Consider the following 12,838-nt stretch of genomic DNA (forward strand, 5'->3'; position numbering starts at 1 on the left):
CCTAGTTGCCGTCCGTGGACAGGGCGGCAACAAAGGCTTCCTGGGGAACAGACACCGAGCCGATGTTCTTCATCCGCTTCTTACCGGCCTTCTGCTTTTCCAGGAGCTTGCGCTTTCGGGAAATATCGCCGCCGTAGCACTTGGCCAGGACGTCCTTGCGCAGCGCGCGGATGTTCTCGCGCGCGATGACCTTGGAACCGATCGCCGCCTGCACGGGGACCTCGAACTGCTGGCGCGGGATGAGTTCCTTGAGCTTGACGGTCATCTTGTTGCCGTACCACTGGGCGTTGTCGCGGTGAACGATCGCCGAGAAGGCGTCGACGGGCTCGCCCTGCAAAAGGATATCCACCTTGACCAGGTCGGCCGTCTGTTCGCCGGACTCCTCGTAGTTGAGGGAGGCGTAGCCCTTGGTGCGGGACTTGAGCATGTCGAAGAAGTCGAAGATGATCTCGCCGAGCGGCATATGGTAGCGCAGCTCAACGCGATCCTCGGAGAGGTAATCCATGTTCTTCATCTCGCCGCGCTTGGACTGGCACAGCTCCATGGTCGTGCCCACGAACTCGCTGGGGACGATGATGGTGACATTGACCGTCGGCTCATACACCTCCTGCAGCTTGCCGCCCGGCCAATCCGAAGGATTGTGGACGCGGTGCTCCGTGCCATCCTCAGCGATGACTCGGTAGTCCACGGAAGGGGACGTGGAGATGAGGTCGAGGTCGAACTCGCGCTCCAAACGGTCGCGGGTGATCTCCATGTGCAGCAGGCCGAGGAAGCCACAACGGAAACCGAAGCCCAGAGCCACGGAGGTCTCGGGCTCCCAGGTCAGGGAAGCGTCATTGAGCTGGAGCTTTTCCAAGGCCTCGCGCAAAGCCGGGAAATCAGACTGGGAAATGGGGAACAGGCCCGAGTAGACCATCGGCTTCGGCTCGGCATAACCCTGCAGGGCCTCGGTCGCGCCCTTATCTGCCCAGGTCACGGTATCGCCGACCTTGGACTGGCGGACATCCTTCACACCCGTGATGAGGTAGCCGACCTCGCCCGGGCCCAAGCCGTCACACTTCTTCGGAGTGGGAGATACGATGCCGATTTCCAGCAACTCGTGCACCGCACTTGAAGACATCATCTTGATGCGCTGGCGCGGCTTGAGGGTGCCGTCCATCATGCGGATATACGTGACGACGCCCCGGTAGGTGTCGTAGACCGAATCAAAAATCATGGCGCGGGCCGGGGCCTCCGGCCCGAATTCGCTGCTGGGAGCCGGGATGAGCTCGCAGACCTTGTCCAGCAACTCCGGCACACCCTGGCCCGTCTTACCCGATACGCGCAGCACATCCTCCGGCTCGCAGCCGATGATGTTGGCAACTTCCAGGGCGTACTTATCCGGATCCGCCGCGGGCAGGTCGATCTTGTTGAGGACCGGAATTATCTCCAGGTCCTTGTCCATCGCCATGTACAAGTTGGCGAGGGTCTGGGCTTCGATGCCCTGAGCGGCGTCGACCAGCAAAATCGCACCCTCACACGCCTCAAGGGCGCGGGATACCTCATAGGTAAAGTCCACGTGACCAGGCGTATCGATCATCTGCATGACGATCTCCTGCCCCTGCAGCGGACCGCTCCGCGGCACCCACGGCAACCGCACGTTCTGGGCCTTGATCGTGATGCCACGTTCGCGCTCAATATCCATGTTGTCCAGATACTGGTCCCGCATGTCACGCGCATCCACGACATCAGAAAGCTGCAGGATGCGGTCAGCGAGCGTCGACTTGCCGTGGTCGATGTGCGCGATGATGCAGAAGTTCCGAATTCGTTCCGGATCGGTGAACGTCTGCTCTGCAAATTTCCTGGTCAACTGAATCCTTATCCGTGATCACATGGCGGTCGGCGAGGCACCCGTGGCGCCTAACCTCACCAGCCTAGTGCCTAGGCGGTTTGGAATCCATGCGAGTGCTGGCCAGTTGCGATCCCAGCGGCCCCGCAGGACCCTGGCCCGAACAACAGTGACCCGTTAGACTGGACAACCATTAGCTATCCACCAGTTTTTCAGGACGGCCCACACCATGAATGACCCGGTCAGCGACGCCCCCGCCACGCAGGACGAGTCCCCGAAGCGACTCGGCGGACGCCTGCGCGACCGACTGCGGCTCATGCTGACCGGATCCACGTCCAGCCCCCTGGAAGCCGGACTCGCCCGCATCAACGACCGGCTCGGTCTGCAGACCAGCTACCAATCCGACGCCGTCCGCGCCACCGCAGCTCGCATCCGCGTCGAGGCCACCGAGCGCATCACCCGCAACATCTACTACGCCCCCGACATGGACGGCCAGGCCGAGCCCGGCGAAGTCGTGTGGGTGTGGGCGCCCTCCGACGGCCCGGATAACCCACCCCGCGAGCGAGCCATGCTCGTCATCAGCCGCGACCGCCACAGCATCCTCGGGCTGCTAATCTCCCCGAACCCCCAACACGACCGCGAAGAATCCTGGATCGACATCGGCGCCGGTGAGTGGGATTCCTCCGGCCGCCAGTGTTGGGTACGGCTAGACCGCGTGCTGGAGGTCTCGGAACTGGGCATCCGCCGGCAGGGCGCCCTGTTTCCGCCGCGGCGCTTCGAACGCATAGCCAATCGGTTGCGCACGCACTACCACTGGGGTTAGGCCTTTTGGCCCAACCCCACACCCCCTGCTAGGCTGCTTCTGTTATTCACTTCCGGGCGCACCGGTCGGGACGGGCAGGACCTTGGGTCCGTTCACTGACAGTACCGGCGCAATCACTTCTATCCCCGGTTGGTGGGTTACTGACACCGAAATCTTCGATCCCAAGAGGTAAAAATCATGGCAAACATCAAGTCCCAGAAGAAGCGCGTCCTCACCAACGAGAAGCGTCGCGTCCGCAACCAGGCTGTTCGCTCCGCCGTCCGCACCGAGATCCGCAAGTTCCGCGAGACCGTTGAGGCTGGCGACAAGGCTGCCGCCGAGACTCAGCTGCGCGTTGCTTCCCGCACCCTGGACAAGGCTGTGACCAAGGGCGTGTTCCACCGCAACAACGCCGCCAACAAGAAGTCCAGCATGGCGCTGGCCTTCAACAAGATGGGTGAGTAATCTCCCCTCTCCGCAGCACAATCCCCTGGCCTTGATGTTTTCGCATCAAGGCCAGGGGATTTTGGGTTGGAGGGGTTGGGCGGATAGGTCTCCGACTACCCCAGGCGGCCTCAAAACCGGCACTTCCTAACAACTCGGCCGGTTTGGGAGGGCGATTGACCCCGGAGTTGTTAGGAAGTGCCGGTTTTGCAGTCCCCCATGCCAGCCGCACTCATCGCATGACATCTGGTGCAGGCGGCAATGTGCGGGCGAATGTCCAACATCTTCCCGTCACGGGGATGAGAGCAGGTCGTGGACCCCATTGATGATGAGCACGGCACCGGCGATGAGGAAGAACACGCCCGCGAGGATATCGATCCACGGTCCCGAGCTCAGCAACTTTCGGCGCATCGCGTTAGTAGATACCAGCAGCGCCATTGACAGCTGCAGGAGGAACGCGGACGACGACAGCAGGACGACCACGCCGATGGCGACCCCAATCGTCGGCGAGGGCGGCAGCAGCGGGGCGATCATCGCAGAGAGAAACAGGACGATCTTGGGGTTGGAGAGGTTGGTGCTCAGGCCTTGCAGGAAAGCGTGCCGCAGCCTGCCCAGCCGGGCCGCCGCCTCCTGCAGGTCCGCGGGCGGGTTCTTTCGGTCCGCGAGCCCGCCGGTGAGCATTCCGCGTCCCATCCACATCAGCCATGCGCCGCCCACGACTTGGACCGCGCCGAGGATAGCCGGGAAGGCGTTGAGCAGGGCAGCCGCCCCGAGCACGGTGAGGGTGCACCAGAAGATGATTCCCACCTGGATGCCGAAGGTGGCGGCCAGCGCGTGTCGGCGCGAGCGGGTGGCCAACCGCGTGATCAGGAAGACATCCGGCCCCGGTGAGGCGGCCCCCACCAGGTTGAGTGCGACGAGCGCCCCCAGTTGAGCCGGGGTCACTCCCCCACGCCGAGGCGCTTGAGCGTGTCCGTCATCTCAAACATCTGGGCCGTCTGCACGGCAGTCGGCTGCCCGGCATGCGGGTCAGCGCCCGCCGCCACGAGGGCGTCGACCACGTCGTCGAACTTCTTGAAGACGGCACCGGACAGCGGAGTCTGTCCCCGGCCATTTCGCTTATCGACGTCCGCCCCCTTCCCCACCAGCCCCGTCACCAGATCCGCATGCCCGTGATAGGCGGCAAACATCAGCAGGCTGTTACCGTCCTCGTTCGACAGATCAGGGTCAACACCCTGGTCAACGTAGTCGAGGAGGGTGAGATCGCCGTTGCGGGCCATATCGAATAGTCGAGTTGCGAACTCGCGGACATCTTCAGGAATGCTGCTCATGGATTCCAATACTAACGCCCCAGTTCCGCGACCCTTCGCACCGCATTCTCGATGGCAAAATTGGGGTCGCCGCCTTGGCCTTTGACCTCCGCATCGAGCTTGGCCATGAGGATCACTGCCTCCGACACTGCCTCCCCCGACCACCGGCGGGCGACCTTCGCGGTCTTCTCCACGACGAACGGGTGCATGCCCAACGACCCCGCCAACGAGCGATAGTCATTCGTCCTCGTCGAGTACAGGCGAGCAATCGCCCCTACCTTGCTGCTCAACGCCGCCGCCAGCGCCACCGGATGCAGGCCCAGCTGCAACGCCCGGCGGGTACTTGCCACCGCCCGGGCCTCCTGCCCACTGACCGCCAGATCGGCGACATCAAAACCAGAGACCTCGGCCACGCCCTCGTAATATGCCCGCACCGCCGCGATCGTGACGTCCCCATCGGTATCGGACACCAACTGCGACACTGCCGACGCCAGCTCCCGCAGGTCCGAGCCAACGCCCTCCAGCACCGCGTGCACCACGTCCGGGGTCGGTCGGATGCCATGATTGCGGAACTCGTTGGTCACCCATGCTTGCCGATCCCTCGGCTTCAGCGGATTGGCCTCATGCACCTCGGCGAGCTTCTTAAACGACGCCACCATCGACTTATTCCGCCCACCGCCAGAGTGCTCGATGATGAGGTGAATGCCCGGCGCTACATCCTTGCACGCGCTCAGCAATATCTCCGCCGGCTCCTTACCCGCCAGCTCAGCCTTCGTGATCACCACCGCCCGGTCCTCCCCAAAAAGAGAAGGGCTCGTGACCTCGATGATCTCCGGGACCGTCACCTCCGAGGCACGCAGCATTGTCGTCTCCAGCTCAGCCCCTTCCGGCAGGCTCGCACGAATCTGCTCAATGATGGTGCGACGAGCGCGTTCAGCAAGGAAGTCATCCTCGCCGAGAATGAGGAAAACATCAGCCACGGACATGCTGTCCATGGTGCCACAACAGGGGCCTAGAAACGGCCGTCAGCCGCATGCTGGGAGCCATCCACATGCAGGCTCACCGGACCATCGCGGTGCGGGAACAACACGGGTATCCCCTCGCGAGTAACCGTTGGCCGGTTCGCTGGCTTTCCTTCTCCGTCCTTCACGATGATCGCTTGAGTGCCCGCCGGAGCGGTGCCGACCTGCTCGACGGTGTCCACCACGTGGACCTCAAAGTCGTCCCACTCCACCTTCGGTGGGAGCTGCGGAGACTGCGCGAAGTAGCAAAACAAAGCCGCTAACGCTCCCAGTGTCTTGAGGGGATGACCCGCGATTACCCCGGCCAGCACCCATCCGTAGCCAAGCAGCACCCACACTGGCGAGGCTGGCACGATTGCATTCGGCAGTTGCGCACACCACTGGGCGACGGTGTGAATCCACCACGTCAACGGTTCGATGAGGTGGAGGACGGGAAACTCAAGGCCGCCGGGGAGTTGAGCTAACCCGACGGCGATGAGCCCGATGACGGTCACGGGTGGGACAACAGAGGCGACGAGAACATTGGCTAGAACGGAGACCAACGAGACCTCACCGGCCATGAGGGCAATGATGGGCATGGTCACCACGTCGGCTGCGACGGCCACTGCCACGGCCCGCACGAGAATGTCCGGGGCACGGGTCCGTGCGAGCGGGCGGTAGATCAGGGGAAAGAGGGCGACGATCCCGGCCGTCGCCGCGACGGACAGCGCGAAGCCATAGGTGACTGCCAGGTCGGGATTCCACAGCAGCAGGCCAATGACGGCCACGCTGAGGCCGTGGATTGGTTCCACTCGGGAAGAACCGAGTACCGCCAGTAGCCCCACCAGACCAGTGACCGAAGCGCGCAACACACTGGGCTCCGTTCCGACCAGGCCGACGAAACCAGCCAACGCCAACAATGCCGCAGCTACTTGCACGCGAGGCCCCATCGTCAGCGCGCGGCAAAACAGGACAGCGGCGGTAGTCACGATCGCGACGTTCGCTCCCGACACCGCCGACAGGTGGCTCAACCCGGTCTCGATGTAGAGCTGACGCTCTTGTGCGTCCTGACCCGAGGTGTCACCGAGCACCATGCCGGGAATAAGCCCTTGGGAGGATTCTCCCACCGTGTTCATTACTGCTTCGCGGAAAGTCTCGCGCACCCTGCCCGCGATGGCCGACATTCCCTCCGGGGATCCGATCACCTTGACCTCTCCGCGGGCTACCTGCATGCCAATTCCGGGACGTCCGCTTTCCCCCAGGGTGAGATCACCCGTGACGTGCGCGCCCGTGACTACTCCCGGGGGAAGTTCGTTCAGGAACACCGGCATCTCCACCGGATAGCCCGGTATGTCGAGTCGAATGAGGTAGCGTCCTCCCTCCACTTCTACGGGTGATGAGCTGACCGTTCCCACGAGGGGCTTCCCAGGTTCCCACCGGTGGGCCTGCCACCGACGCAGTTCAGTGATACCTACCGCAAGCACGCCCAAGGCTCCCACCAGAATCGCTTGGCCTGCTTGCCGCAGCACCACGGCACCCAAGACCACCACGCCTAGCGCCAGGATCACCCACCCCTGATGGACCGCCAGAAGTAAGGCGAGCACGACCGCCCACACGACGACGGCAGCAGGAACGAGGCGGAGTTCGCTCACAAAGTGACCTGGTCTTTGAGCGCCTCGAACTTGGCGGGCCCGATGCCCTTGACGTCGAGGAGCTCTTCTACCGCACCGAATCCTCCGTGCGATTCCCGGTGGGAAATGATCGCCGCCGCGGTCGCTGCCCCGACTCCGGGGAGGGAGGTGAGTTCGGAGGCAGAGGCAGAGTTGAGCGACACTCCCCCAACACCACCCTCACCAGGTCCGGCCGCCGCAGGTTCTCCCACCTTCGGCACGACGATCTGCTGGCCGTCCGTGAGCCGCTGCGCCCGGTTGAGGGAGAACGTGTCGGCGTCCGGGCTGGGGCCGGCGGCGAGCAGGGCGTCGTCGATACGCGATCCTGGCGCCAAGGTGACCAGCCCGGGATGTTCGACCTCCCCCACCACGGAGACCACCAGCTCCGCCTCAGCGGAACTTGTGGATCCCGATGGTCCCACCGCCGGCAGGTCGATCGCGGTGACCGGCTCGGGCTCGCGTAGACCGTGGAACAGCACCCACCCACCGACGAGAACCACCACCACGGCGGCGGCGATTGCCGCCTGCCGCAGGGACATTGACAGGCGGGGCTTGGGGTAGGCGACGTCGAGAAGCTCTTCTTCGCCGGTCGGGCGGGTGAGTTCTTTGAGGCGGTCCACGGTGGAGCTCATGCCCCTCAAACTAGGGCTAGCGGACCCGCCAAGCGAGCGTCAACCGGCAAGTCTGTGGATAACCACGCTGATGTGTCACCTAACGGTGGAGTTATCCTCAGGCCGGGTGGTGAACACCGCGGACACCCCGATTGCTCCAGCTCCAGTGTGGACGGCGAGCGTGGGAACCATCTCCATCGACATGAAGCTGGAGCCTTCAGGGAGCACGGCCTCCAACATCTCTAAAAGGTGCAGGGCGTCGTCGGCAGCGTCATTGTGCTGGATGGCCACGAAGACGGGCGTGCCGTGGGCGTGCTCCACCACGAGCTCGACAAGCTTGGTAAAGGCTTTTGATTGGGTGCGGGTTTTACCGACGAGTTCCAGTCGGCCGTCCGTGATCTGCATGATCGGCTTCGTGGCCAGCAAGGCGGCGGAGAGCACGGCGGTGCCGGCGGAAATGCGGCCGGATTTGCGGATCTCTTCGATGCCGCGCAGGTAAACCCAGGTGGCGGAGCGCCCGAGGGTATCCACCGCGATGTCGTGGCATTCCTCGAGGTCAGCACCCTCACTGGCAACCTTCGCAGCGGCCATCGCCGCGGCACCGATCGCCATGCCCACCGAGCCGGTGTCGATGACGCGGACCGCATCCTCGGGGAAAATAGCCGCCGCTTGGGCTGCCGCGGACCACGTGGAGGAGAGCTCCCGCGACAGGTGCAGGGCGAGAACGCCGTCGTCTCCCCCGCGTTCCAGCTGTCGGGCGTAGGCAGCCACCAATTCCAAGGCAGAGAGACCGGAGGTGGAGGCATCGTTGCCCTCGTCATCGGTCATGACGTGCAAATCAACCACCGTGATTCCGAGCTCGTCGATGACCTCCGGGGGCAGACCGGAGGAAGAATCAGTGACTACTCGTACCGGCATTTATCCCATATTCCATCCGTCTAGGTACCACTGGGCATCGCCGACCGTTTCTGGAGTGAAGGCCGGGGTGGGCGCCTTCTGCGAGCCATTGATGCTGTTGGCGCGGATCTGAAAATCGTCGAGAGCGTCCTGGCTACCCGGAGCGAAACGCGGGCGCGCAGTCAGCTGCGAGCGGAACGTGTTTTTCAGGCCTGAAAGCATGGGGTACATCGAGACATCGAGGCCCAGCAGGTTGGAGGTCAGCGCCGAAATCGTGCCTCCGTGAGCCACGACGAGGACCGCGTTTCCGTCCCAATCGTCATAGCCCTCCATCAATTCGTCGATGACCGGCCGCGCGCGCTCGGCGACGTCGAGGCGGGACTCGCCCCCGGGCGGTGCCCACGAGGCGTCGTGGCGCCACTTGGCGCGCGCCCCCGGCAGCTCCTGGTCGACCTCGACGGAGGATTTACCCTGCCAGCCGCCGAGGTGGGTCTCGCGCAAGCGCGAGTCCTTTTCGACGTCCACGCCCAACTGCTCACCAATGATCATCGCGGTATCAAAAGCGCGGGAAAGATCAGAAGAGAGGATCCGGTTGATGCCCAGATCACCTAATTGTTCGCCTGCGACACGCGCCTGTTCTCGTCCGAGCTCCGACAAGTTGGTGTCGAGCTGGCCCTGCATGCGCCGAGTCGCGTTGTAGTCGGTCTGGCCATGGCGGATCAAGACGAGTCGGCGGGTCATGGGATTAGTTCTCCTCGTCCTCATCGCCCGGAGCTTGCGCTGCCAAGGGGATTTCCTCGATGGAAGAGACGGTGCGGACGTCAACCTCGTCGGACCACTCGCCGGGACGTTCCGGCGGGTCGATCCCCTCGACGTCGATAAGCGGACAATCGCGGTAGAGGCGGTCCAGGCCGTAGAACTCACGCTCCGCGTCGCGCTGGACGTGGATGATGAACTGGCCATAGTCCAGCAGCACCCAGCGGTTTTCGCGATTGCCTTCGCGGCGGATGGGCTCGCGGCCAGCCTCGGTGAGCTTGTCCTCGATCTCCTCCACGATGGAACCAACCTGGCGCTCATTATCAGCCGAGGCCACGACGAAGACATCGCTGATCGCCATCACGTCCGAAACATCTAGAACCGCGATGTTGCGGGCCATTTTCTCGTCGGCCGCGAGGGCAGCGATGGTCGCCAGGCGGCGGGATTCGTCAGAAGCAGTCACTCAGTATCCTCAAATTTGATGCAGTAGATATAGATTATCCCCCAAGTTTCCCACGGATGGGGCCATATGTCCTAGTCGAGTTCTACAAGCAACACCCCACCTAGGGCTGGTAAAGATCGTTCTTCGTGATGTATTGGACCACCCCGTCCGGCACCAAGTACCAGACCGGCCGCCCGTCCGCCGCCCGCTTGCGCACGTCAGTGGAGGAAATCGCCATCGCCGGCACGTCGACCAAGTGCACGCGCGCCTGGTGTTCTTCCGGGAGCATGTCCTCGCTGAGCTCGTAGCCTGGCCGGGTGACGCCGACGAATTCAGCCAGGTCAAACATGCCTTCCCAGTCCCGCCAGGACATGATCGAGCGCAACGCGTCCGCGCCAGTGATGAAGAATAGCTCCGCATCGGGGAATTGGGCCCGCAGGTCTTGCAGGGTGTCGACGGTGTAGGTGTCCCCGCCACGATCAATGTCGACCCGGCTGACCTGAAACCGAGGATTAGAGGCGGTGGCGATGACGGTCATGAGGTATCGATCCTCCGCGGCCGACACCTGCCGATCAGCCTTCTGCCAGGGCTGACCGGTGGGGACGAAGATCACCCGATCAAGGTCGAATTGGGCTGCCACTTCGCTGGCAGCCACCAGGTGACCGTGGTGGATCGGGTCGAAGGTGCCACCCATGACACCAATGCGAGCGCTCATGCACCGCGATTGTACGTGGCAATCCACTCCGCGAAGACGTCCGCAACGTAGGCGTCATGGTCATTACGGTGTTCACCGAGGAAGTAGTCGGCGCAGCAACTAAGGCGAGGAATTCCCGTAGCGGGGACCGGCTACGGGCGGGCCTGCCCCGTACCCTGCAGAATCCACTTGGTCGACGTCAGCTCGGGCAGGGCCATCGGCCCACGGGCGTGGAGCTTTTGGGTGGAAATGCCGATCTCAGCTCCCATGCCGTATTGCTCGCCATCGGTGAAGGCGGTGGAGGCATTGATCATCACGGCTGCAGAATCCACTTGGTCGGCGAACTTCTGCGCAGTGAGGATGTTCGTCGTGGAAATCGCCTCAGTGTGCCCCGTGCTCCAGCGGGCGATGTGGGCAATCGCCCCGTCCACGCCGTCGACCACCTTGGCGGCGATATCCATGGACAGGTACTCATCCGCCCAATCCGCCTCGCCGGCCTCCACCACGTCCGAGGCGCCGAAGGCGGCGAGCTCGGCGACGTCTCCGTGGACGGTGACCCCTGCCTCTTGGAACGCTTCAACAATGCGGAGCTTGGCGGCGTCGGGCAGGGCGGCGTCGATAAGCACCGTTTCGGTGGCATTGCACACCGAACAGCGGCGGGTTTTGCCGTTGATGGCCAGCGCAATGCCCTGCTCGACGTCCGACTCAGCGTCGATGTAGAAGTGGCAATTGCCGGTGCCGGTCTCGATGGCAGGGACGGTTGCGCCGGTGACCACGGCTTCGATGAGGCGGGCGCCGCCACGGGGAATGACGACGTCGACAAGCCCGCGGGCGGTAATGAGATCCTGCACGGAATCGTGGGACTCGCAGGGCAGGAGCTGGACCGCCTCCCGCGGCAGGTCAGCCTCGGCGAGCACGCCCTGCAGGATCTCGACGAGCTGCGCATTGGAATGCTTGGCCGTCTTCGAACCGCGCAGCAGCGCCACGTTGCCGGATTTGAGCGCCAAGCCAAAAGCGTCGACGGTGACATTGGGGCGGGCCTCGTAGACCATTCCCATGACGCCGAGGGGGACGCGGACCTGGCGCATTTGGATGCCGTTGGGCATGACACCCCCGGTGAGGACCTCCCCGATCGGGTCCTTCAAGCTCGCAACCTGGCGCAGCCCGCCGGCGATGCCTTCAATGCGGGCGGCATCCAGCGCCAGCCGATCAATGAGGGACTCACTCAAGCCGGCCGCTCGGCCCTCATCGATGTCGCGGGAATTCGCCGCGATGATCGCATCCGTATTCGCGATGAGCGCATCGGCAGCGGCGAGGAGCAGATCATTTTTCGTAGACGTTGGCAGCTGGGCCACGATGGGGGCAACCGCCTTCGCCGCGCGGGCCTTCGACAGTACTTCTTCTCGTTCGATGCTTCGCTGATCTGTCATGCCCATCGAGTGTAGCGAATCACGCCTAGTAGCCCACCTCGGGATTCACCTCCGTGGGCATCTTCTCCCCCGCCTCGAAAGCCGCGAAATTGCGCACGGCCTGCGACGCCGTCAGCGACCGGACCATCGAAGGCGTGTTGGCCACGTGGGGAGTGATCAGGCAATTGTCCAGCGCCCACAGCGGGTGATCATCGGGCAGCGGCTCGGGGTCCGTGACATCAAGGGCAGCGCCGGCGATGACACCATCCCGCAGGGCCTCGTACAAATCATCCGTCTTGATCAGTGGGCCGCGACCAACATTGACCACCACGGCATTGGGCTTCATCCGCCCAAGCACATCCTTATTCACCAGGCCCCGCGTCTCATCCGTCACCGGGGTCAGCAGCACAAAGTAATCGGCGCGCCCCCACACATCGTCGGCCTCGGACATCGCCAGCGTTTCGTGCGCCCCCTCGATAGCGGATCCGCTGCGATTCACCGCGATGATGTGCGGACGAAACGGCGCTAGCAGTTCCACGAGACGCTTACCGATCCCGCCCGCCCCGAGGATCGCCACCGTTTTATCCTCGAACAACCACTGTTTATTCTTGTCGATCGTGTCCATGACGCTAAACGACGCTGCCGTCACCGCCGTCTTCAGCATGTGCAGCTGGGCCAGCAACAGCGCCATCGTCGACTCTGCAACCGTGTCAGCATAAAGACCAGCGGCATTCGCCCAGCGCGGACCCTTGCGGCCGAACACTCCCGCATCATTGAGTGTTTCGACGCCCGCGAACACCGCCTGCACCACCTGCACGCTCTCCGGCCATGGGTCCGGCACATCCGCTGGCTGGCCGTTGAACACCACCGCCTGCGCTTGGTCGAGCAGCTCGGTGTATTCGTGCCCGGCCGCCTCCAACTCAGTGATGGTATCTGGCCAGGGATGGGGCATGACGGTGAATTTCATGCCCCCA

The 12,838-nt window shown here is 63.5% G+C and carries 14 protein-coding genes; 2 read left to right on the forward strand and 12 right to left on the reverse strand.

Annotated features, from left to right (window positions below):
- Position 1 precedes the first annotated feature (1 nt).
- Positions 2-1,849 carry a translation elongation factor 4 gene (gene lepA / locus CATRI_RS09585; protein ID WP_290217012.1) on the reverse strand — a complete coding sequence of 616 codons (1,848 nt, stop codon included), beginning with the start codon at positions 1,847-1,849 and terminating at the stop codon, positions 2-4.
- Positions 1,850-2,057: 208 nt separating this feature from the next.
- Here lepA and CATRI_RS09590 point away from each other — a divergent pair, with 208 nt between their 5' ends.
- Both CATRI_RS09590 and rpsT read left to right on the forward strand, forming a co-directional pair.
- Positions 2,058-2,651, forward strand: a complete 594-nt coding sequence (locus tag CATRI_RS09590; protein ID WP_435384160.1) for a type II toxin-antitoxin system PemK/MazF family toxin — start codon at positions 2,058-2,060, stop codon at positions 2,649-2,651.
- A 177-nt stretch (positions 2,652-2,828) separates the two neighbouring features.
- The gene (gene rpsT / locus CATRI_RS09595; RefSeq protein WP_290217014.1) at positions 2,829-3,095 is read left to right on the forward strand and encodes a 30S ribosomal protein S20; all 267 of its coding nucleotides are present in this window, start codon (positions 2,829-2,831) and stop codon (positions 3,093-3,095) included.
- A gap of 270 nt (positions 3,096-3,365) precedes the next feature.
- On the opposite strand, the gene CATRI_RS09600 is transcribed toward rpsT, so the two are convergent.
- The 11 genes from CATRI_RS09600 to CATRI_RS09650 form a co-directional block, all read right to left on the reverse strand.
- Positions 3,366-4,019: a LysE family translocator gene (locus CATRI_RS09600; RefSeq protein WP_290217016.1), complete on the reverse strand. Its 654-nt coding sequence runs from the start codon at positions 4,017-4,019 to the stop codon at positions 3,366-3,368.
- Positions 4,016-4,405, reverse strand: a complete 390-nt coding sequence (locus CATRI_RS09605) for an ankyrin repeat domain-containing protein (protein ID WP_290217018.1) — start codon at positions 4,403-4,405, stop codon at positions 4,016-4,018. The genes CATRI_RS09600 and CATRI_RS09605 overlap by 4 nt, the downstream gene beginning before the upstream one ends.
- An 11-nt stretch (positions 4,406-4,416) precedes the next feature.
- Positions 4,417-5,370, reverse strand: coding sequence for a DNA polymerase III subunit delta (gene holA, locus CATRI_RS09610; protein ID WP_435384161.1), 954 nt, complete (start codon positions 5,368-5,370; stop codon positions 4,417-4,419).
- Positions 5,371-5,396: 26 nt separating this feature from the next.
- Complete coding sequence (locus tag CATRI_RS09615; RefSeq protein WP_290217022.1) at positions 5,397-7,037, reverse strand: ComEC/Rec2 family competence protein; 1,641 nt, start codon at positions 7,035-7,037, stop codon at positions 5,397-5,399.
- The gene (locus CATRI_RS09620) at positions 7,034-7,687 is read right to left on the reverse strand and encodes a ComEA family DNA-binding protein (RefSeq protein ID WP_290217024.1); all 654 of its coding nucleotides are present in this window, start codon (positions 7,685-7,687) and stop codon (positions 7,034-7,036) included. Before CATRI_RS09620 ends, CATRI_RS09615 begins: the two co-directional genes overlap by 4 nt.
- A 75-nt stretch (positions 7,688-7,762) precedes the next feature.
- Positions 7,763-8,584: a DegV family protein gene (locus tag CATRI_RS09625; protein ID WP_290217027.1), complete on the reverse strand. Its 822-nt coding sequence runs from the start codon at positions 8,582-8,584 to the stop codon at positions 7,763-7,765.
- Positions 8,585-9,304, reverse strand: coding sequence for a histidine phosphatase family protein (locus tag CATRI_RS09630; protein ID WP_290217028.1), 720 nt, complete (start codon positions 9,302-9,304; stop codon positions 8,585-8,587).
- A 4-nt stretch (positions 9,305-9,308) separates the two neighbouring features.
- Positions 9,309-9,782, reverse strand: a complete 474-nt coding sequence (rsfS, locus tag CATRI_RS09635) for a ribosome silencing factor (protein WP_290217031.1) — start codon at positions 9,780-9,782, stop codon at positions 9,309-9,311.
- A gap of 100 nt (positions 9,783-9,882) precedes the next feature.
- Positions 9,883-10,476, reverse strand: coding sequence for a nicotinate-nucleotide adenylyltransferase (nadD, locus tag CATRI_RS09640; RefSeq protein ID WP_290217032.1), 594 nt, complete (start codon positions 10,474-10,476; stop codon positions 9,883-9,885).
- 131 nt (positions 10,477-10,607) lie between these two features.
- Complete coding sequence (locus tag CATRI_RS09645; protein ID WP_290217033.1) at positions 10,608-11,891, reverse strand: glutamate-5-semialdehyde dehydrogenase; 1,284 nt, start codon at positions 11,889-11,891, stop codon at positions 10,608-10,610.
- Between the two features lie 19 nt (positions 11,892-11,910).
- Entirely contained in the window at positions 11,911-12,831 is a 921-nt protein-coding gene (locus CATRI_RS09650; RefSeq protein ID WP_290217034.1) for a D-isomer specific 2-hydroxyacid dehydrogenase family protein, read from the reverse strand.
- Between the last annotated feature and the right edge of the window lie 7 nt (positions 12,832-12,838).

The organism is Corynebacterium atrinae (assembly GCF_030408455.1).
Classification (GTDB): domain Bacteria; phylum Actinomycetota; class Actinomycetes; order Mycobacteriales; family Mycobacteriaceae; genus Corynebacterium; species Corynebacterium atrinae.